The sequence below is a fragment of the Actinomadura fibrosa genome (genome assembly GCF_900659615.1).
Lineage (GTDB): Bacteria > Actinomycetota > Actinomycetes > Streptosporangiales > Streptosporangiaceae > Spirillospora > Spirillospora fibrosa.
Genome location: NZ_CAACUY010000016.1, coordinates 20183 through 39738, shown reverse-complemented (window position 1 = coordinate 39738; position 19556 = coordinate 20183). Strand labels below are relative to the sequence as shown.

Genomic DNA, 19556 nt, shown 5'->3' with positions numbered 1-19556 from the left:
GGAATCAGCACGCGGCATCGAAAGTGCGGGGAGCTTTCGGGGGAGCGGAATGCGACAGGCTCCCGATCAAGGGATCATGCCGTGAGCGCCAGTATCCGTCCGCGAGCGCAAGCCGACAAGCCCTTGGGAGACACGCTTTCAGCGCCTGCCATTCGGTTACCGACTGCTTGTACCGCTCCTCAGCGACATGCCCGATCATCGTCGGCATGGCGCGCCCGTCCTCTCCGACCGGACGCACGGCGACCGCCGCGGCGGCGAGCACCAACAGCCCCCGGGGTTTCGCTACGCGTGATCGGAGATACGCGCCAGAGCGTCGCCACCCGCCGGGTGCCTTGGGCCGCTCAACAGCCATGAACGGCAAAGATGTTCAAAGTCGTTCGAAACGCTGAGCGCGCCGGAGTGGACCTGGCGGAAACTGCGAAAGTGTTCGCATAATGTGCGATCGCGTCATGGTGATTTGTCTACCGATTTTCGGTAACAGCGATGCGAGACGGTGCTTACGCTCGCCTTATGGACATCATCGACACGGTCATCTTCCTAACGGCAGCGATAACGCTCGCTCTCTGAGCCTGACACAAGCCTTCGGCCGCCGCCGAGGGGCAGATCCGCGTTCGGGCCCTGATCCGTCCGCTGGAGACACCGCGACGCTCGCCATCACGTCCGCCCAGGGGCTGACGGCGCACTCCTATGCCGACACCGCCGGCGGAAAGGCGGCCGGTGCCCAGGTGGCCCTCGGCATGATCGAACTACCAGGACCCGACGACCACCTCACCGACCACCTGATCACCCCCGGCGGAAGCCCTCGCGCCCCTGCCCGACGGAGGTCACCTTGTCGCGCAGGGCCGCCGCCGACGACTCCCACCGAGCCGTTAAACCGCCCGCGATCCCGCGGAATGTCAGACTCTCGCGGCAAGTCGGGGTGAAGCTCAGTCATGTGCTCGGCTCTAGAGGGGAGACGTTGTGGGGTCGGATCGTGTCGCGCCGAGGGTGAGCAGGGACGAACTGCTGGCAATGATGCCGGAGGTGCTCAAGCAGACGCTGCCGTTGGTGCCCTGGAAGATCGAGCGGTTGTGGCGGCTTGAGCTTCCGGTGCGGCGCGTTGCCGTCCAGGAGTTGGCGTGGTTGTTCGATCTGCCGTTGTGGCAGTTGAACGGCGAGCGTTTCCGGGTCGCGCCGCGGCAGGTCCGTGACGATCCGCAGCGGTATCCCGATCATCTGCGGCGGGTGATGGCCAGCGACCTGAACTATCCGATCCATCTGGTCGAGCACAACGGCCGGCTGGTGGTGCTCGATGGATTCCACCGGCTCCTCAAGGCCAGCATCGAGGGACGGACCGAGGTTGAGGCGGTGGTGTTGTCGCCGACGGATTTGCGATCGATCTGTGCCGGACGGCCTTGAGGTGAGGTCAGGCTTCCCCGGTTACGTCCGGGGCGAGTTCGCTGGATCCCGGGGTGTGAGCGTCACGTGGATGTCTTCGGCGGCCCACAGCACGAAGCGTTCGATAGGCGTGACCGTCTGCCCGGCAGGCAGCTCCAGACGGAACCGCTTGAGCAGGGAGGCCAGCACCAGTTCGGCCTCGACCGTCGCCAGGACGGCCCCCTCGCAGCTGCGCGGCCCGATCCCGAACGGGATGTAGGCCAGCCGGGGACGTTTCGCCGACGCCTCGGGCGTGAAGCGCTCCGGGTCGAACACCTGCGGGTCCGGCCAGTACTCGGGGTTCATGTGGACGGCCCAGAACGGATAGAAGATCGTCGTGCCCGCGGGGACGGTGTAGTCGCCCAGCACGAGGTCTTCGGTGGCCTCCCGAGCGCCGTACGGGCCGGGCGGGTACAACCGCATGGCCTCCCTGAGCACCATGTCCAGATAGGTCAGCCGCTTGAGATCGCCGTACTCGGGGACGGCGCGGTCGCCCAGAACGTCGTCCAGTTCCTTGGCCACGCGGGCGGCCGCGTCCGGATGCTTGGCCAGAAGGTAGAGCGTCCAGGAGATGGCGACGCCGGTGGTGTGGTGCGCGGCCAGCATGGTCATCAGGACCGTGTCGCGGATGCGCGCAGGGGACTCGCCCGCGGCGAGCAGCGCCGCGATCAGGTCGCTGCGATCGGCCTGCTCGGCGGTGTCGCGCTCGCGGTGCGCGGCGAGCACCTTGTCCACGGTCGCGCGCAGGTAGGCCAGCGCCTCGTCGGCCCTGTCCTTCCCCGGCCCCTCCTGGGACATGAACTCGGTCAGGACGGTCTCGAACGCGGACACGACCCGTCCGGCGGACCCCGCGGACTCCAGGCCGCCCCCGAGCGCGTATTGGCAGATCATGTGCAGCGACAGCTCGCTCAAGTCCTTCTGCAGGGAGATCGGGCCGTCCTGGCCCGCCCAGCGGTCGGCGAGCTCGGTGGTCAGCGCGGCGAACTGCGCGAAGTGCGCCTCGTGTGAGGGACGTCCGGCCAGCACCGACAGCATCACCCGGCGCCACGGGCCGTGCTCGTCGGCCGGGATCGTCTGCAGGTTGCCCGCCTCCTGCAGCGGGGCGAGGAACTCGAAGAGTTTCTCCGGCCGCTTGTTGATCTTCGCGGTGGCCTCAAGCAGCACCGGATCGGCGATCGACACCGCCGCACCGGCCCCGGGCAGTGGAAAGCGCACCACAGAACCGTATTCGGCGTGCAGTTGCAACTGATAGTTGTGCAACCCGCCGGCCGCGGCAACCGCTTCGGCACCGTCGTCCAGGGCGGACGGACCAGGAATCTGTGGATGACCGCTGCTGTGGCTGGGCATGTACGCACTCCCGGTGTGGGGGTCTTCGATCGGGTTGTCCACGGGTTGATTCGATGCTTTCATATACGTGCACGATTTGCGACACGCATGGACTGGACCCCGAGCGGGCCTGCCCACCCGCCGGGCCGGGAGAAGACACTGGACACCATCGATCCCTACACCCCTAACGTCCCGCGGATGTACGACTACCTTCTCGGCGGCAAAGACAATTACGCCGTCGACCGGGAGGCCGCGGACGAAATCATTCGCCATGCGCCGGACACGCCGTTCCTGGCACGCGAGAACCGTGCCTTCCTGCGGCGTGCGGTACGGTTCCTGGCCGAACACGGGATCCGCCAGTTCATCGACATCGGATCGGGCCTTCCCACTCAGGGAAACGTGCACGAAATCGCCCATCAGGTCACTCCCAGGGCGCATGTCGTCTATGTCGACCGGGAGCCGGTCGTCCTGACGCATGGCCGGGCGCTGCTGGCTGACACACCGGAGGTGACCGTCGTCCAGGGCGACGCGCGCCGTCCCGGCGACATCCTCGCCGACCCCGAGGTGAACCGGCTGATCGACTTCGATGAGCCCGTCGCCGTCCTGATGCTGGCGGTCCTGCACTTCATCGGAGACGAGGACGACCCGCCCGGTATCGTCGCGCGGTTCCGGGACGCGATGGCCCCGGGCAGCCACCTGGTGATATCGCACGTGACCGGCGACTTCGACGCCGACGGTCGCGTCCGGGACGCGGGCGCGGTGTACGCGAGGGCGACCTCCCAGATCACACTGCGCAGCCGAGCCCACGTGGCGAGCTTGTTCGAGGGCTTCGAGTTCATCGAACCCGGTCTCACCACCCTGTCGATGTGGCGCCCCGACCCGGGCACGACAATCCCGCCCCGCGCCGACCGCCAATGGTGCTACGCAGGCGTGGGCCGCAAGGCCGAACAGGCTTCGTGACCCTGGCATGACCCACTAGAACCGCCATCAGCGCCGGGCGACGAAATCGTTGAGCCGAGCAACGAATCGCCACACTTGACACTGCGAATCCGCTCCTATCCGCGAGTCCGCGGCGCAACGTGTCATGAATCACCTGGCTGCGCCGTTGTCATCCGCAGATGATCTCGGCGTGGTGCTGTGGGGCGGCGATGAGTTCGACGAGGTCCTCGGCATGGGAACGGTTGGCCTAATTCGAGCACTCGGGCTTGCTTTGGGCTTTGTGAGGGAAGCGGCGTCCAGGCCGCGCAAGAATTGTCCAGATGCGGACGGCGATCAGGCCGTGGATGCTATCGGCGACGCGGGCGAGCCTCGATATCTAGAAGACCTTCCGCCCGATGGTCGCCGACCGATGTGAGGGCGATCGCGCCGTCCGAAGCGTTTTCTCCCATAGGAGGCCTCGTACTTCTCCGCCTCCCTCGGTGCTCCTGCCAGCTGGCGGATTCCTGAAGCCCGTGCCGGCTCAGCCGGTCGTGTGGTTGTCACGCCACTGGGCGGTGGCGACGCCGGACATGATCACGGCCACGACGTCCTGGGCGAGCTCGGGGGTGACGGGGAGATGCCCGAAGAGCACGCGGTAGTAGGTCGTCGAGGCGAGCATGTCCAGAAGAAGATCGATGTCCACGTCGGGGCGCAGGTCACCCCGCTCGATACCGCGGCGGAGCGCCGCCGCGGTGGTCGCCCGGCGCGGATGGAAGAACAGCTCGAAGAAGTGGCGTTCGAGGGCGGGGTCGTCCGCGAGGTCGGCGACGAGCGCCGGCAGGGCCTTGCGGCCGATAGCGGTGGTGAAGGCCTCGCTGAGCGTGCTGATCCCGGCGATGAGGTCGCAGTGGGTGCAGCCGGTGTCGGGCGTCGGCGCGGTGCCGACGGTGGAGGCCAGCGCGTCGATGACGAGCTGTTGGCGGGAGCGCCAGCGGCGGCGGATGGCGGGCTTCGTCGTCCCCGCGCGGGCCGCCGCCGCCTCCATCGTCAGGCCGCTGTAACCGACCTCGTTGAGGATCTCGACGACCGCGCGCCGGACCGCCTCGTCGATTCGAGCGTCGCGGGGGCGTCCGCCGGCCGAGGACGCGGCCCTGTCCGGGCTCCGGCTTGTCGAGTGGGCCATGGGAGCAGTATAACCGTTACGTTCCGATCCGGAACGAAACTTAATGGAGGCTGTCATGTCCCGTCGCGCCGAAGATCCATTGGCCCGATCCGCGGACCAGACCGTCCACAACACCGCGACGTCGCCCCCGGCCGCCGCCGGAAGCGTGTTCGCCGGCACCTACCGGGCGCTGACCCTGGGCGTTCTGCTCTCGGTCGGCGTGGTGGCCTTCGAGTCCCTCGGAGTGGCGACCGTGCTGCCCGGCATCGCCGAGGACCTGGACGGCCTGGGCGCCTACGGCTGGGGCCTCTCGGCCCTCATGCTGGCCAACGTCATCGGCACCGTCGTCGCCGGTCGGGCCGCTGACCGGCGCGGTCCGCCGCGTCCCATGACCTGGGGCATGCTGACTCTTGCGGCGGGTTGCGCGGTAGCCGGCGCCGCCCCCACCTGGCCCCTGTTCCTCGTCGGCCGCTTCGGCCAGGGGCTCGGCGTCGGCGCCGTGATGGCCATGGCCTACACCATGATCGGTCTCGCCTACCCCGAGCACCTGCGGGCCCGGATGTACGCCCTCCTGTCGTCGGCGTGGACCATCCCGTCGCTCATCGGCCCGGCCATCACCGGCACCCTGGCCGAGCGGACCACGTGGCGGTCGGTGTTCCTGCTCATCCTGCCGATCATCGCCGTCGCGGCCGTCCTCACCCTGCCGCCGCTGCGGGCGCTGCGGCGGCCTGATGACACCGCGGCGGCCCGCCCCGTGCTGCCGTGGTGGAAGCGCCCGCTGGGCAGCGCCGTGCTGCTGACCGTGGGAACCGGCGTCCTGCTCCAGGCACTGCTGCTGACCAACGCCGCCGCACTGGTCGCGCTGGCCGCCATCGGCATCGCCATCATGGTCCCCGCCCTGCGCTGGGTGACGCCCCCGGGAACGCTGGCCGCCCGCCGCGGGCTGGGAGCCGGAGTCGCCGTCCGCGCCCTGCTGTGCGGGGCCTACTTCGGGACCGAGGCCTTCCTGCCGCTCGGCCTCCAGGAACTGCGGGGCATGGACGCCACCGCGTCCGGGCTGGGCCTGTCGGCCGGAGCGATCACCTGGGTCGCCGGTTCGGCACTACAGGCGCGACGGGACGCCGGCGGCGCGGGGCGCGTCGCCGCCACGGTGGCGGGCTTCGCCGTCCTGGCCGCCGGAGTCGCGCTGATCGCGGTGACGACCGTGTCCAGCGTGCTTCCGTCGTGGACGGCCCTGCTGGGCTGGGCGATCGGCGGACTGGGGATGGGCATCGGGTTCAACGCCTCCACCACCCAGACGCTCCAGCAGACTCCCGCGGAACGGCAGGGCGAGGCGAGCGGCGCCCTGCAACTCGCCCAGACCTTCGCCACGGCCGTGATCGCCGGACTCGGCGGAGCGGCCATCGCCTTCGGCAAGGACCACAGCACCTCGATGCGGACCACGCTGCTCGGCGTCTTTGTACTGACCGGACTCCTCGCCGCCGGCGGAATGCTGCTGGCCCATCGCCTGCGTGCCGAGACCTCCGGCACGCCCGGCACACCATGACCGCAACATGCCGGCCACCAACCGTGCCGCCTGGACGCCTGCGGTGTCGTCGTGATCGAGCAGGCTGGGGCGTCGCGTCCGAGATCAGGTCGAGCGTCTTACCGACGGAGAACTGCCGTCCTAAGCGAACGGGCAGTCTCTGGCACAAGAAACGCTGAGCCGGAATCGGCCTCGCACACGAGCGAAGAGACGCCCTAGCGGGTCTAAGGACTCGAAATGCGGGGTCGCGGTTCGTGTGAATATTGGACGCTGTGGGTCAGCGGCGGTGTGAATTCCTCGGTGCCACCCGGAAGGTCGAGCGGCTCGCAGGAACACTCGTGGTCGGGGCGATTGCCGGGGGTATTTGTTGCGCGCCTGGATGGTGTTGGGGTCGGCGAGCGCCAGCGCGCGGGTTTCGGTCCCGTAGTCGGTGCGCTGCGCCAATGCTGTAGGTGGGAGGCGGAGCAAAGTCTGCGGTGCGGCTGAGTGGCCGCAGACCTGGCTGGGCTGCGCGGGTTAGCCTGTCCTGGTTCAGACACGTGCGGGGATGTCGGGGCCTCGGTCGTAGATCGCGAGGAAGTCCCGGCCCCTGTCCTTGATCGCGGCCGGGTTGAAACTGTACTGGTTGAAGATCGTCATGTTCGGGATCCAGCGCTTGGTGCGGCCCAGGAGGTACACCATGCCTGTTTCGACCTCCCGGGCGAGGTAGGCGCCGAAGGCCAGTTGGTCCCCGGATTCGCAGTTCGGGATGCCGGATCTGAGCCCGTCCCAGGTCGCCCACAGATTGTGGTAAGTGATCTCGTCGGGGACCCAGTGCAGCTTGCCGTCGATCACTACGTACACTTCCGTGTGCCCGGGAGCCTGGTATCGGAAGCCGTTGTACACGTTGCAGATCGGCGCTCGAACCGTTGAGCGGTCCGCGCCGGCCGCGGCCGGATCCGCCACGATGACGCTGCCTGATCCGAGCGCGGCTGCCAATGCCAGAGCCGCTCCAGCTTTTCGCGTCCACGCGCGCGGAAAGTGTCGATGTCTTGACGAGTTCTTCATCATGCTTGTGCCCCCTGAACCTGCGGTTTCGGGCCCGTGTGAGATCAGGATGCGGGGCATGGACGGGTGTGTCGTTACTGCAGAGTGCACAGATGTTCAGTTCCGTGCACTGTCGCGGGGAGTGGCTGTGGGCGCTGCGGATGGCCTCCTCCCGGCGAGCGAGGGTACGGCGGGCGGACGCGATGCCTTCGTCCCCGGACGGCCGCGTCGCGATGATCATTAAATCGTCTGGCATATCGGTGCAACACGGGCGCAACAGTTCCCTGATCTCCTTAGCGGGCCTAACGAAGGAGACGCATGCGCATCATCCGTCCTGCCCGGCGGCGTACCGGGGCACTGGTCATCGGCGTCCTGCTGGCCGCGGGGAGCCCTGCCCTGCTCCCCTCGCCCGCCGACGCCGCCCGGGTTCCGGACGTCACCGATGCCGGGGTCGAGACCCTGAGCCGGTGGCTGGCGTCCGGCAAGGTCACTTCCGCTCAGCTGGTCCGCGCGTACGAGAAGCGGATCGCCGCCTACGAGGGGCCGTACGGGAGTCAGCCCGGCGTCAACGCCGTGATTAGCCTGAACGGCGCGGCGTTGCGGGAGGCGGTCAGGCTGGACGCCGAGCGGCGCCGCGGCCGGGTCCGCGGTCCGCTGCACGGCGTCCCGATCCTGGTCAAGGACAACTACGACACCGCCGACATGCCCACGACCAACGCCTCGCTGGCGCTGGCCGGCACGCGGACGCCCGACGACGCCACCCAGGTCAAGCGCCTGCGGGACGCGGGCGCGATCATCCTCGGCAAGACCAACCTGCACGAGTACGCCTTCGGCGTCACCACGATCAGCTCGCTGGGCGGGCAGACTCGCAACCCCTACGACCAGTCCCGCAACCCGGGCGGCTCCAGCGGTGGCACGGGCGCCGGGGTCGCGGCGGGCTTCGCCCCGATCGGCATGGGGACCGACACCTGCGGGTCGATCCGGATCCCGTCCTCGCACAACTCCCTGGTCGGGCTGCGCCCCACCCTCGGCCTGTCCAGCCGGGACGGCATCATGCCCATGTCGCAGACCCAGGACACCGGTGGGCCGCTGGGCAGGTCGGTCCGCGACGTCGCACTCGTCCTGGACGCCACCGTCGGCTACGACCCCAAGGACCCCGTCACCAAGGCGGCGCTGGGGAGGACGCCGCGCAGCTACGTCTCCGGCCTCGACGACCGGGCGCTGCGCGGTCGCCGTATCGGTGTGATGAGCGGGCTGTTCCTGGCCAAGGGCGACCAGAAGCAGACCAGCGACCTCGTCCGGGCCGCCGCGCAGGACATGCGGCGCCAGGGCGCCACCGTCGTGGACCTCGGTGCCCAGACCGGGCTCCTCACGGCGATGGACGATGCGAGCGTCGTCCTGGGCGAGTTCGAGCGTGACTTGAACGCCTACCTCGCCTCGCCCGGGATGAGGTTCCCGAAGGGCCTCGCCGCGAAGGAGGCGCCGTACGACAAGGTGACGCTGGCCGACATCGTCACGTCCGGGAAGGTCACGCCGAGCGTGCTGGCGATCCTGAAGACGCTCGTCGGCACCACGCCCAAGGCGGGCACGCCGCAGGCCAAGTCGTACGCCACGATGCTGGCGAACCGGGCGAAGTTCCAGAAGATGCTCGGCGACCTGTACGCCGCGTACCGGCTGGACGCCGTGGTCTACCCGACCATCACCCAGCAGGCCCAGCCTCTCGAAGACCCGGACGCCAACGCCAACCGCAACTGCGCGATGTCGGCCAACAGCGGCTACCCGGCGCTGTCGGTGCCCGCCGGCTTCACCGCCCAGGGCATGCCCGTCGGAGTCGAACTACTCGGTAGGCCGTTCAGCGAGCCCACGCTCCTGGCGATGGGCTACGACTACGAGCAGGCCACCGGCAAGCGCCGCGCCCCGTCCTCGACCCCGCCGCTGAAGGGCTGATCGGCCGCTGCGCGGACAGGATCCTGGTCGTAGACCGAGCCGTCCGGCCATGGTTGGGCAGGCCGGTACGGATGCCGCTGGCCTCGGCCATGGTGCGTACGAACCGGTCGAATGTGGCGACTGTTGCGGAACACTGTGGCCGTCCCGGCTGGGTGGTGTTCCGAGGCGCCCGAACGGAACACCACCCTGAGAGCCTCCCAGACTTGCGGCCTTGCGGCCCGCGGACGGCCCTCGCGTCGGACGAGGGCCGTCCGCCGCTCGTCAGGCGGCCGCGGCCCGGACCAGCTTCCGGACGGTCATCGGCTCGGCCAGGATGATCTCCAGGACCCTCTCGACGTGGTGGAAGTGGTCGGTGGCGAAATGCTCGTCGAGAGCGTCCGGGCCCGTCCACTCCTCGACGACCACCATGCGGCCGGGATGGTTGGGATCGACGTAGGGGCGGTAGGCGATGCAGCCGGGCTCGTCCAGGGACGGCTCGATCATCGCTTCGAGGGCGGTGCGGAGCCGGTCCTCGTGGCCGGGGGACGCGAGCATCTCCGCGATGACGGTAAGGCCCACCTCTTCTCCTTCGGTGGTCACGGACGGGCCGGGCCGGTGCCGGCGCCGGTGGTGGTGATGGCGGACGCGATCTCCTCCAGGTCGGCCGGGGTGAGGGCGACCGAGGCCGCGCCGAGCCACCCGTCGACCTGGCCGGGGCGGCGGGCGCCGACGATCGCGCCGGTGACGCCCGGCCAGGCCAGCGTCCAGGCGATCGCGACCTCGGCCACGGTCGCGCCGTGCCGTTCGGCGATGGGACGCAGCGCCTCGGCGAGCCGCAGGTTGGCGGGAAGGCCGGTGGTGAAGTCGGCGTGCCCGGTCCGCCAGTCGTCGGCGGGCAGGTTCGCGACGCGCTCGGCGGAGAACGTGCCGGTCAGCAGCCCGGACTGTAGCGGCGAGTAGACGATCACGCCGGTACCGTGCGTCCGCGCCCAGTCGATCTCGGGGGCGGCGGACCGGTTGATCGCCGAGAACGCCGGCTGGATCGCGTCGACGTGCGCGACTTTCTCGGCGGCCTCCAACTGGGCGACCGAGTGGTTCGACAGGCCGATCGCGCGGACCTTGCCTTCGGCCTTCAGATCGGCCATGACCTGCCAGTACTCCTCCAGCGGCGTGGCGTTGGGAGAGACCGCGCCGGACCCGTCGCCGGCGTACTCCAGGGACTCTCCGGTGTCGGGCCAGTGCACCTGGTACAGGTCGATGTGGTCGACGTCCAGGCGGCGCAGCGAGTCCTCGATCTCGCGCCGGACGCTGTCGGGCCGCATGATGCGGCGGGGCGCGGCCGCGGGGTCGTCCGGGTCCCAGACGAGGCCGGCCTTGGTGAAGACGAGCGGGCGGTCGGCGGCGGGCAGCCCGGCGATGGCCCTGCCGACCAGTTCCTCGGAGTGCCCGAGGCCGTAGACGGCGGCGGTGTCGATCCAGTTCACGCCGGACGCGATCGCATGCCGGATGGTGGCGACCGACTCGGCGTCGTCGGTGGGGCCCCAGCCGAACCGCCAGCCGGATCCCGAGATCGCCCAGGAGCCGAAGCCGACGGCGGTGATGTCCATTCCGGTGTCGCCCAGAGGGCGGGTGGTGATCTCCATGGCCGTCACTCTGGCCGGGACGGCGGCACCGCCCCAGTGGCGGCCGATGCCTGGGCACCGCATGACCAGGCTGAGGCCACCGGCCGGACGGGATAATCGAGTCATGGCTTTGGACAGGCGCGCGGAACTCGGCGAATTCCTCCGGTCACGCAGGGCCCGTTTGAACCCGAAAGAACTCGGCCTCCCTGACTACGGCGGGCGCAGGCGTGTCCCGGGGCTGCGCCGGGAGGAGCTGGCGCAGCTCGCCGGGGTGAGCGTGGACCACTACGTCCGGCTGGAGCAGGGCCGGACGCTGCACTTCTCCGAGGCGGTTCTGGACGCGGTCGCGCGGGCCCTGCGTCTGGACGAGGTGGAGCGGCAGCACCTCTACCGGCTGGCGCGGCCCTGGCCCGAGGGCGCCGCCGAGGCCCCGCAGCAGGTCAGGCCCGGTCTGCGCCGCCTGCTCGACTCGACCGGCGATGTCCCCGCCTACATCGTCGGCCGCAACACCGACGTCCTGGCGTGGAACGACCTGGCCGCGGCGCTCATCACCGACTTCGGCGCGCTGCCGCCCCGCGAGCGGAACCTGGCCCGCCTGGTCTTCCTGGACGAGGGCATGCGCAGCCTGTACGAGGACTGGCGCGGCAAGGCCGGCGACGTGGCCGCCTACCTGCGACTCGACGCGGGCCGGCACCCCGACGACCCGGCGACGTCCGCGCTCATCGAGGAGCTGTCGGCCGCCAGCCCCGAGTTCCGCGAAGTGTGGGCCGAGCACCACCTCAAGGACAAGACCCACGGCCGCTACGTCTACCTGCACCCGGTCGTCGGCCGCCTCGACCTCGGCTTCGAGACGCTGCGCCCGCCCGGCGACGCCGACCAGGCCCTCATCGCCCACACGGTCGAGGCGGGCTCCCCGTCCGAGACGGCCCTGCGACTGCTCGCCGCCCACACCGCGCCAGTGAACACCTTCAACTGACTCGGGACGGCCCTCCGGCGTCCGGACAGAGGGCAAGGTCACGGCCCTGGTGCCGGGCCGAGCGAGGTCAAGGACCGCCACCACCGGCGGCACGTCGGCCAGTTCCGGCAATTACCTCACCGGCGCCATCGCTCCTTGCAGGACGTTGACACGCATCGTCACGCCCACGATCTTGTTGTCGAGCGGCCCGCGGTTTGTCAAGTGGATGCCTGTCGGCAGCGTCATAGATCTCCGGTTCTTGAGGTGCGCCTGCCGGAGGGGAAAACGCGGTGCGTGTTGCCACCACGTTCGTCAGACTTGCGGCCATGGCTGAGAGGATCACTCGCATCAATCCCGAGCCGCTGCATGAGACGCCCGGCTATCACCACATCACGGTGGTGGAGGCGGGGCGTACGGCCTACCTGGCGGGACAGTGCCCGCTTGATCGGAACGGTGACCTCGTCGGTGCCGGTTCCCTCGAAAAGCAGGTCGACCAGGTGATCGCGAACGCGCTCGCTGCCCTGGCAGCGGCGCGTGCCCAGCCGTCACACGTGGTGCGGTCGGTGATCTACGTGCGGAGCGACGAAAGGGACGACCTCGGAGCCGTATGGCGTCGGCTCACCGAGTCTGCCTTGGGTGAGGCGTTCACTACCGCCAGCACGCTATTGGGCGTTGCCCAACTGGGTTTCTCCGGACAACTTGTCGAGGTCGATCTCACCGTGGCGCTGCCCGACTGACGTCGAACGGTGTAGCGCACCCGGTGGCCCAGCCGGGCAGTAGCCGAATGCTGGGGCCGCCTTCGTCTGAACACGCGCTGGGACCAAGGTGCACGTAGCCACGATGAACGCCGCAAGGTGGGTCTGCTGCCTGGTGCCGCTGTAGGCGAAGCGTCACGCTTGCGGGACGAGCGCCGTCCACGGACAGGGTGGAGGACCCTGACCTGGGCGAGTGCGTCGGTTGCTCGTCGTCGGTGGTTGATTGCTGTGCGGTGGTGCGGGCGGCATGCTCGTCAATCTGCCTGTCGGCGAGGGGGTGGGTTGAGGTGTCAGGGACGTTGCCTCTTCCTGAGGACGGGCTGTGCTCGGCGCGGCGCGAGCACCGGGTGGTGTGTTGCGGGGGCGTCGCGATGGCTTCGTTGCATGCCGCGGTCGATACTCGGGAGGGCTCTGGTGTAGGCGTCCTCTAGGCCAGCCGTCCGGCTCGTCGGCTCAGGTGGCCGGCCTTTCTACCTAGCCGGTCGGCTCGGATGGCCGCCGCGTTCGCCCTGTGCTGCATGTTCTCCACCCGCGCGCGGGTGCCCTCCATCTCGGCCGGACGGGGCCGTGCCGGCAGCGCGAGCACCAGCCGCACTGTGAACCCGTCGGGACCGTGGAAGGTCTCGACCCGATCGCAGCAACGGCGGGCCAGCCACAGTCCCGCGCCGCCGTGCAGGTCACCCCCCGGAGGGCCGTATCCCAGCATCCGGTCGTCGAACCCTGACCCCTGGTCGGTGACCGTGCACACCAGGCGCGACGGGTCCGCCCACAGGCACAGCCGTACCGGGAGCGTGCCGTGCAGCATGCCGTTGGCCAGGGTCTCCGACACCGCGGCGAGCAGGTTCGACCGCGTCGGCGCCGGCATCGCGAGCCCGTCCAGGACCGACCGCAGGCGAGTGCGCAGCGCCGGGATCTGACCGGACTCGGTCACCGGATCCGGCTGGTAGACCGGTGGCGTCCTCTCCAGCGGATCGGGACGCGCGGGCGGCAGGCCGGCGACGAAGGCGGCCGGATCGGTATATCCCGGGCTGGGCACCGCCCCGGCGGGCGCGAGGAACTCGGGATGGGTACGCGCCGCGGCGTCCAGCACCGGTTCGGGCAGCACCCGCGTGTCATAGGCGCACACGCACCGCAGCCGGACCGAGGCCAGTACCACGTTCATGATCGCCTCGAAGCCCATCCACTCGCGCCGCGACGCCGGGTCGGCGCCGAAGTCCACCTCGCCGACCAGCCGGACTCCGCGCGCGTGCGGCTGCAGGTCGGCGCGGACGAACCTGCGCAACGCGGCCACTGCTCCGGCGGGCCGGGTGTAGACCTGCGCGCGGTCGACCAGGACGACGTCCCCGCGCTCGCGGCCGGGCAACGCCTCCGCCAGCAGCGCGTTGCCGGCGTTGCCGCACGCCAGCACCACCGCGTTGCCGGCGGCCAGGCCCTGGCGCAGGAATGGGACGGCGGCCCCCAGCAGTTCCTCAGGCGAGCCGTACAGCAGGCCCTGATGGGCACCGCCGCCCCCGGCCGGAGGTTCCATGCCTGGCCTCCCGTCAACCACACCGGCGACCAACAGATCGCATCGTAACCCCACCGTCGCGCACCTGGGCGCCCCGCGCATCAGCGGCTGAGTCAGCCTTTCCAGGCCGGCGACCACTGCGGTCGTTCCCAGCCTCGGGGGCCGCAAGCATCGGCGGAGCGACGACCGGAGCCGCCGTCCGACCGGTCTCAAATCCTGGCTGACCGAGGCGGGCGTCGGAGCCGAGGACGTATCCAGGCCGTTGCACGCGACCGGGGCGCTGGTCACCAACGCCGTCCAGCACGCTCACACCGGTGATCCCCAGGAGACGACCGAGCCGGCCGGGACGGTTCGGGTGCTGGCCGAACTGGACGCCGCTCTCACCCTCCACCTCACCGGCATGACCGTCGCCCGAATCTGGCGAGGCGGCGGGGGCCGCACCGGGTTCCGCTCCGGTGGTTCCGCCGATTGCTGAGGCGCGTCCGGGCGGCACCCTGGGGCCGGACTGCGCGTCGCGAGCCTCGCCGCGAGGGCGCGGGTGATCCGATCGATGTCCGGTGAAGTGGCGCGGCGCCATGATTCTGGCGCTGACCTGCACTTTTCGGCACAATAAGGAGCCGCCATGCCCGCCGGTGACGAGGGCCACGCCGCCGCAGTGGTCCGCCGAGTGCCGCTGAACTTCTTCGGTATGCCGTTCGGCGTCGCCGGGTTGGCGGGCACCTGATTGGTCGCGGCGCACGACGGGCAGGCTCCGTTGTGGGTCGGACGGATGCTGCTCGCGGCACAGGGCCTCCTTCCCTACGCCCCCAGAGCCGGAACCGTGGTCTTCGACGTCTTCCTCGTCCTGACGGTGCTGCTCGGCGGCTGGTTCACCGGCCAGTGGATCTACGGACCGCTCGCCTTCGAGCGGCTGCATCCGGGGTACTTCCTGCCCACGGTGGCCGGCTGCCTGGTCGCGGCGGCGGCATCCTCCGTCCGCCCGGACACCTGGCCTACGGCTACCTCACCCTGACCGCGATCACCGTGCTGATCGGCGGCATCGCCCTCCGCACCGTCCTGGCCACTCTCCCAGGGAGCCGCACCCGCACACGGCCCTCCCCGGCGGGGTAGCCGAGCGACGCCGGCGACTTGAGGCGCTGAGCGAGCGCCTTGATCCGCACCACGCGATCATGGCCGAGCACTCCACGTTGATGTCGCTCTGGCCGATTCCGGTGACCGAACCCCGAGTGAACCTCTACTGGGCCACCGACGGCCACCTGTCCAGCGCGGGTCGCCTACTGCGCACCACGATCACCGCGTGGAACTGGACCACCAGCGAACCTTCCTCGAACTGGAGGAACTCGTTCAGGCGAGTTGTCCGCTGGGATGCCTGGCGTTCGTTCTCGGCTCAGCTGGCGGTGCGGACGCATGAGGGGCGTCTGACCATCTTCAACTGGTTTAGCGGTTTTCTTCCCGAATGGCCGGGAGTGGGAATCTTGATCCGCGGGCCGGATCCGGACCGGCGATATCGCTCCGGCCGTGCCGGGCGCGCCGGGAACCGGCGGCCGTACTCGCGCCCGTTCCGGCGTGCTCGCGGGACGAACGCGCGCTCGCCGACCTTGATGAAAGATCTTCTCGAATATCGATGGCGCCGGTATTGCCCTCCGCCTGCGCACGGGTGTACAACGAAATTGGAAGCTGAACAGTTGTATTGGACATTGTCCAAACGGCGTCCCAGAGTCTGGCGAGGGGGGCATCGTGGCAGGGGAGGCGCAGGAGCCCCCGGTGGAGGACCTGACCGCCCGGGCGCGGATCCGGAACGCGGCGCTGGAGCAGTTCGCGACGCACGGCCTGAAGGGCACGACGATCCGGGGCGTCGCGGAGGCCGCCGGGGTGTCGCCCGGCCTCGTCCAGCATCACTTCGGGTCGAAGCAGAAGCTGCGCGAGGTGTGCGACGAGCACGTCATGCGCGAGATCCGTCGGATCAAGATGGACGCGCTCGACACCGGCACGGGCGATCCCGGTTACCTGTCGGCCGTGGTCCGGGCAAGCGTGCCGATCCGGCGGTACCTCGCCCGTACCCTCGTGGAGGGCTCACCCGCGGCGGCCAAACTCTTCGACGAGTCGGTCGAGTTCACGAAGGAGATGCTGGAGGCCCCGCCGCCGGGCCTCTCCAAACCCGCCACCACCGACCTGGACGCCTATGCCGCGGCCATGACCTCGATCGCTTTCGGGGTCGTCGCGCTCCACGAGCACCTGTCGCGCGCGCTGGGCGAGGACACCCTCTCGGCGGAGGGCTACCCGCGGCTCGCCAAGGCGCTGATGGAGATCTTCACCGACAACATCATGGACCCGGACCTGGTGGGGCGGAACAAGGAGGCGCTCGACCGGATGGAGGGGGGCGGCCGTGCTTAGCGCCGGGCGCATCCCCACCTCGCGGGCGGCGGCGCGCGAGGCCGGCTCCGACCCGCCGCCCGTCCCGCTCCCGCATGAGCGGCACGATCGCCGCGCTCCCACGTGCCAGAACGAGCCGGCGGGCGTCCACCCGCCGTGCGTCCCCTCTCACCCCAGACATCGAAGGTGTGCTCACCATGCCCGCAGCCGCCCATGACACCCCGATCTCCGTCACCGGTCTCGTCAAGACCTTCGGCCGGACCCGCGCCCTGGACGGCCTCGACCTGACCGTCCGCGCCGGCGAGGTGCACGGCTTCCTCGGCCCCAACGGCGCCGGCAAGTCCACCACCATCCGCGTGCTGCTCGGCCTGCTGCGCGCCGACTCGGGCACCGCCGTCCTCCTCGGCGGCGACCCCTGGCGGGACGCCACCGAACTGCACCGGCGGCTCGCCTACGTCCCCGGCGACGTCACGCTGTGGCCCAACCTCTCCGGCGGCGAGGTCATCGACCTGCTCGGCCGGATGCGCGGCGGGCTGAACCAGAAGCGCCGCACCGAGCTGCTGGAGCGCTTCGAACTCGACCCGAAGAAGAAGGGCCGCGCCTACTCCAAGGGCAACCGGCAGAAGGTCGGCCTGATCGCCGCGCTGGCCTCCGACGCCGAACTGCTGATCCTGGACGAGCCCACGTCCGGCCTGGACCCCCTGATGGAGGAGGTCTTCCAGGAGTGCATCAGGGAGGAGCGGCGGAACGGCCGCACCGTCCTGCTGTCCAGCCACATCCTGTCCGAGGTCGAGGCGCTGTGCGAGCGGGTCACCATCATCCGCAACGGGGTCGCCGTCGAGTCGGGGTCGCTGGACGAGATGCGGCACCTGACCCTCACCTCCATCGACGCCGAGCTGGCCGCGCCGCCCCGCGGGCTGTCCGACCTGCCGTTCGTCCACGACGTGGAGGTGGACGGCAACCGCGTCCGGTTCGACGTCGTCACCGACCGGCTCGACGAGGTGCTGCGGCGGCTCACCGAGTCCGGCGTGCGCAGCCTGGCCAGCCACCCGCCGACGCTGGAGCAGCTGTTCCTGCGCCACTACCAGGACGAGCTTCCCGCGCAGGACGCGGAGAAGGTGGACGCGGAGCGCTGACCGCCCGCACCGGCGCGGGCCGCCCGAACCGGCGGACCCGCCGCCGCGACCGGTCCTGACGCGCCGCTCCGGGCGCTGTTCCCGGGTGCCATGCCGGCCCGCCCGCCATGGCGTCCCCGGCGGCCGCACCCCACGGCCGCGGAACGGCTCCGGTGAGCGCGGACGACCGGCAGCAGATCGCCTTCCCGGCGTTGGACGGTCCAGAACCGGACGGAGAGAAGACCAGTGACCACCAGTACGCGAGAGCATCCCTCGACCGAGCGAGCACGGCCCCGTCCCGCGGGAGGCGGCACCACCGGCGCGGGCGCGCTGCTGCGCTTCCTGCTGCGCCGCGAGCGGCGCGCGCTGCCGTGCTGGCTGTACGGCATCGTGTTCCTGTTCGGCTACCAGTCCCTCGGCAGCCAGAAGCTCTACGACACCCCCCAGGATCTGGCGGACCTGCGCCGGACGATGGGCGACAACACCGCGGTCATCGCGATGAGCGGACCGCCCCGCCTGCTTGAGACCATCGGCGGGGAGGTCCTCTTCGAGATCCTCACCTACGTGGCGATCGTGGTCGCGCTGATGAACATGTTCCTGGTCGGCCGGAACACCCGGACCGAGGAGGAGACCGGCCGGGCCGAGCTGATCCGGTCGGCGCGGGTCGGCCGGCGCGCCCCGGTGGTGGCCGCGCTGTACCTGGCGCTGACGGCCAACGTCATCACCGGCGTGCTGCTGTTCGTCACCGGTGTGGCGACGGGCCTCCCGGCGGGCGGGTCGCTGCTGGTCGGAGCCGCGATGACCGCGTACGGCCTGCTCTTCGCGGCGCTGACGGCCGCCGTGGTCCAGGTGTTCGAGGGCGTCCGGGCCGCCTACGGGGTCGTCACGGCGGTGCTCGGCGCCGCGTACGTGCTGCGCGCCATCGGGGACGTCGGGAACGGGGCGCTGTCCTGGGCCTCTCCGATCGGCTGGGCGCAGCGCACCTTCCCCTACTCCGAGAACCGGTGGTGGCCGCTGCTGTTCCCGCTGCTGGCCGCCGCGGTGCTCACCGTGGCGGCGTTCGCGCTGCTGGAGCGGCGCGACTTCGCCGCCGGGCTGCTGCCGCCGCGCCCCGGGCGGGCCGCCGCGTCCCCCAGCCTCGGCACGCCGACCGGGCTGGCGTGGCGGCTCCAGCGGTGGACGCTGGTCGCCTGGGCCGCCGGGGTCCTGCTGATGGGCCTGGCCTTCGGGTCGATGGTGGACAGCACGGAGGAGTTCGTCGCCGACAACCCGAAGGTCGCCGACGTGCTCGGCGGCGGCGCGAACCTCATCGACTCGTTCCTGGCCCTCGCCTTCGTGATCAACGCTCTGCTGGCGGCGGCGTTCGGGGTCGTCAGCACGCTGCGACTCCGCGCCGAGGAGACGTCCGGACGGGCCGAGCCGATCCTCGCGACCGGTGTCAGCCGCTCGTCCTGGCTGTCCGGGCACCTCACCGTGCCGCTGGGCGGGACGGCGGTGATGATGGTCGCGACCGGCTTCGGGACCGGGATCGGGTACGCGCTGGCCGTCTCCGACGCCGGCCAGATACCGCGCATGACGGTGATGGCGCTCGCCTACCTGCCCGCGGTCTGGCTGTTCGTCGGCCTGGCGGCACTGTGCCTGGGCTGGGCGCCCCGGCTCGCCGCCGTCGTGGCCTGGGCGCTGGTCGGGTACAGCACGTTCATCGCGATGTTCGCCGACGCGATCGACCTGCCTGACTGGACGGGGAAGATCTCCCCGCTGGAGGACGCCCCCCAGCTCCCCTCCGACGACTTCTCCGCCGTCCCGGTACTCGCCCTCACGGCCGTGGCCGCGGCGCTCCTGGCCGGCGGCTACCTCGGGCTCCGGCGCCGCGACGTCGGCCCCTGACCGATCAACGGAACCACCCGGCCGGAACCACCCGGCCGGGTCG

At 70.4% G+C, this 19556-nt stretch carries 18 protein-coding genes; 12 read left to right on the top strand and 6 right to left on the bottom strand.

Translation table 11 applies throughout. The features are described from left to right. The first annotated feature begins 987 nt into the window (after window positions 1–987). Complete coding sequence (locus E1300_RS09010; RefSeq protein WP_131756422.1) at window positions 988–1398, top strand: ParB N-terminal domain-containing protein; 411 nt, start codon at window positions 988–990, stop codon at window positions 1396–1398. A gap of 21 nt (window positions 1399–1419) precedes the next feature. Here E1300_RS09010 and E1300_RS09005 read toward each other — a convergent pair whose 3' ends face one another. Then, window positions 1420–2763 (bottom strand): cytochrome P450, encoded by a 1344-nt coding sequence (locus tag E1300_RS09005; protein WP_131756421.1) that lies wholly within the window; start codon window positions 2761–2763, stop codon window positions 1420–1422. Between the two features lie 87 nt (window positions 2764–2850). Between E1300_RS09005 and E1300_RS09000 the strand changes: the two genes are divergently transcribed. After that, window positions 2851–3702, top strand: coding sequence for an SAM-dependent methyltransferase (locus E1300_RS09000; RefSeq protein WP_131756420.1), 852 nt, complete (start codon window positions 2851–2853; stop codon window positions 3700–3702). 124 nt (window positions 3703–3826) lie between these two features. Continuing rightward, entirely contained in the window at window positions 3827–4096 is a 270-nt protein-coding gene (locus E1300_RS08995; RefSeq protein WP_131756419.1) for a hypothetical protein, read from the top strand. A gap of 105 nt (window positions 4097–4201) precedes the next feature. On the opposite strand, the gene E1300_RS08990 is transcribed toward E1300_RS08995, so the two are convergent. Continuing rightward, entirely contained in the window at window positions 4202–4843 is a 642-nt protein-coding gene (locus E1300_RS08990) for a TetR/AcrR family transcriptional regulator (protein ID WP_131756418.1), read from the bottom strand. A gap of 55 nt (window positions 4844–4898) precedes the next feature. Here E1300_RS08990 and E1300_RS08985 point away from each other — a divergent pair, with 55 nt between their 5' ends. Next, window positions 4899–6368 (top strand): MFS transporter, encoded by a 1470-nt coding sequence (locus E1300_RS08985; protein ID WP_131756417.1) that lies wholly within the window; start codon window positions 4899–4901, stop codon window positions 6366–6368. Between the two features lie 510 nt (window positions 6369–6878). On the opposite strand, the gene E1300_RS08980 is transcribed toward E1300_RS08985, so the two are convergent. Continuing rightward, complete coding sequence (locus E1300_RS08980) at window positions 6879–7397, bottom strand: hypothetical protein (RefSeq protein WP_131756416.1); 519 nt, start codon at window positions 7395–7397, stop codon at window positions 6879–6881. 294 nt (window positions 7398–7691) lie between these two features. Between E1300_RS08980 and E1300_RS08975 the strand changes: the two genes are divergently transcribed. Continuing rightward, window positions 7692–9320 carry an amidase family protein gene (locus E1300_RS08975; protein WP_131756415.1) on the top strand — a complete coding sequence of 543 codons (1629 nt, stop codon included), beginning with the start codon at window positions 7692–7694 and terminating at the stop codon, window positions 9318–9320. A 261-nt stretch (window positions 9321–9581) separates the two neighbouring features. Here E1300_RS08975 and E1300_RS08970 read toward each other — a convergent pair whose 3' ends face one another. Together E1300_RS08970 and E1300_RS08965 are read right to left on the bottom strand one after the other, a co-directional pair. Further along, window positions 9582–9878: a putative quinol monooxygenase gene (locus E1300_RS08970; RefSeq protein WP_131756414.1), complete on the bottom strand. Its 297-nt coding sequence runs from the start codon at window positions 9876–9878 to the stop codon at window positions 9582–9584. 17 nt (window positions 9879–9895) lie between these two features. Further along, window positions 9896–10942 carry an aldo/keto reductase gene (locus E1300_RS08965; protein WP_242619026.1) on the bottom strand — a complete coding sequence of 349 codons (1047 nt, stop codon included), beginning with the start codon at window positions 10940–10942 and terminating at the stop codon, window positions 9896–9898. A gap of 103 nt (window positions 10943–11045) precedes the next feature. Between E1300_RS08965 and E1300_RS08960 the strand changes: the two genes are divergently transcribed. Together E1300_RS08960 and E1300_RS08955 are read left to right on the top strand one after the other, a co-directional pair. Next, the gene (locus E1300_RS08960; RefSeq protein WP_131756413.1) at window positions 11046–11897 is read left to right on the top strand and encodes a helix-turn-helix transcriptional regulator; all 852 of its coding nucleotides are present in this window, start codon (window positions 11046–11048) and stop codon (window positions 11895–11897) included. 305 nt (window positions 11898–12202) lie between these two features. Then, a complete protein-coding gene (locus E1300_RS08955) occupies window positions 12203–12613 on the top strand; it encodes a RidA family protein (protein WP_131756412.1) in 411 nt (136 codons plus the stop codon). Between the two features lie 445 nt (window positions 12614–13058). Here E1300_RS08955 and E1300_RS08950 read toward each other — a convergent pair whose 3' ends face one another. Next, a complete protein-coding gene (locus E1300_RS08950; protein WP_165502751.1) occupies window positions 13059–14159 on the bottom strand; it encodes an anti-sigma factor RsbA family regulatory protein in 1101 nt (366 codons plus the stop codon). 241 nt (window positions 14160–14400) lie between these two features. Here E1300_RS08950 and E1300_RS08945 point away from each other — a divergent pair, with 241 nt between their 5' ends. From E1300_RS08945 to E1300_RS08925, 5 genes are all read left to right on the top strand, one after another. Beyond that, window positions 14401–14613, top strand: coding sequence for a hypothetical protein (locus tag E1300_RS08945; RefSeq protein ID WP_131756410.1), 213 nt, complete (start codon window positions 14401–14403; stop codon window positions 14611–14613). A gap of 294 nt (window positions 14614–14907) precedes the next feature. After that, entirely contained in the window at window positions 14908–15150 is a 243-nt protein-coding gene (locus E1300_RS08940) for a TDT family transporter (protein WP_131756409.1), read from the top strand. Between the two features lie 725 nt (window positions 15151–15875). Beyond that, window positions 15876–16532 carry a TetR/AcrR family transcriptional regulator gene (locus tag E1300_RS08935; protein ID WP_165502750.1) on the top strand — a complete coding sequence of 219 codons (657 nt, stop codon included), beginning with the start codon at window positions 15876–15878 and terminating at the stop codon, window positions 16530–16532. A gap of 176 nt (window positions 16533–16708) precedes the next feature. After that, complete coding sequence (locus E1300_RS08930) at window positions 16709–17647, top strand: ABC transporter ATP-binding protein (RefSeq protein ID WP_131756407.1); 939 nt, start codon at window positions 16709–16711, stop codon at window positions 17645–17647. A gap of 225 nt (window positions 17648–17872) precedes the next feature. After that, complete coding sequence (locus E1300_RS08925) at window positions 17873–19513, top strand: ABC transporter permease (RefSeq protein ID WP_207399568.1); 1641 nt, start codon at window positions 17873–17875, stop codon at window positions 19511–19513. The last annotated feature ends 43 nt before the right edge of the window (window positions 19514–19556 follow it).

Excerpts from the sequence above, each read along its gene's own strand:
- E1300_RS09005 (WP_131756421.1), bottom strand. The coding sequence starts at position 2,763 with ATGCCCAGCCACAGCAGCGGTCATCCACAGATTCCTGGTCCGTCCGCC.
- E1300_RS09000 (WP_131756420.1), top strand. The coding sequence starts at position 2,851 with ATGGACTGGACCCCGAGCGGGCCTGCCCACCCGCCGGGCCGGGAGAAG.
- E1300_RS08995 (WP_131756419.1), top strand. The coding sequence starts at position 3,827 with ATGAATCACCTGGCTGCGCCGTTGTCATCCGCAGATGATCTCGGCGTG.
- E1300_RS08990 (WP_131756418.1), bottom strand. The coding sequence starts at position 4,843 with ATGGCCCACTCGACAAGCCGGAGCCCGGACAGGGCCGCGTCCTCGGCC.
- E1300_RS08985 (WP_131756417.1), top strand. The coding sequence starts at position 4,899 with ATGTCCCGTCGCGCCGAAGATCCATTGGCCCGATCCGCGGACCAGACC.
- E1300_RS08980 (WP_131756416.1), bottom strand. The coding sequence starts at position 7,397 with ATGATGAAGAACTCGTCAAGACATCGACACTTTCCGCGCGCGTGGACG.
- E1300_RS08975 (WP_131756415.1), top strand. The coding sequence starts at position 7,692 with ATGCGCATCATCCGTCCTGCCCGGCGGCGTACCGGGGCACTGGTCATC.
- E1300_RS08965 (WP_242619026.1), bottom strand. The coding sequence starts at position 10,942 with ATGGAGATCACCACCCGCCCTCTGGGCGACACCGGAATGGACATCACC.
- E1300_RS08960 (WP_131756413.1), top strand. The coding sequence starts at position 11,046 with ATGGCTTTGGACAGGCGCGCGGAACTCGGCGAATTCCTCCGGTCACGC.
- E1300_RS08955 (WP_131756412.1), top strand. The coding sequence starts at position 12,203 with ATGGCTGAGAGGATCACTCGCATCAATCCCGAGCCGCTGCATGAGACG.
- E1300_RS08950 (WP_165502751.1), bottom strand. The coding sequence starts at position 14,159 with ATGGAACCTCCGGCCGGGGGCGGCGGTGCCCATCAGGGCCTGCTGTAC.
- E1300_RS08940 (WP_131756409.1), top strand. The coding sequence starts at position 14,908 with ATGCTGCTCGCGGCACAGGGCCTCCTTCCCTACGCCCCCAGAGCCGGA.
- E1300_RS08930 (WP_131756407.1), top strand. The coding sequence starts at position 16,709 with ATGCCCGCAGCCGCCCATGACACCCCGATCTCCGTCACCGGTCTCGTC.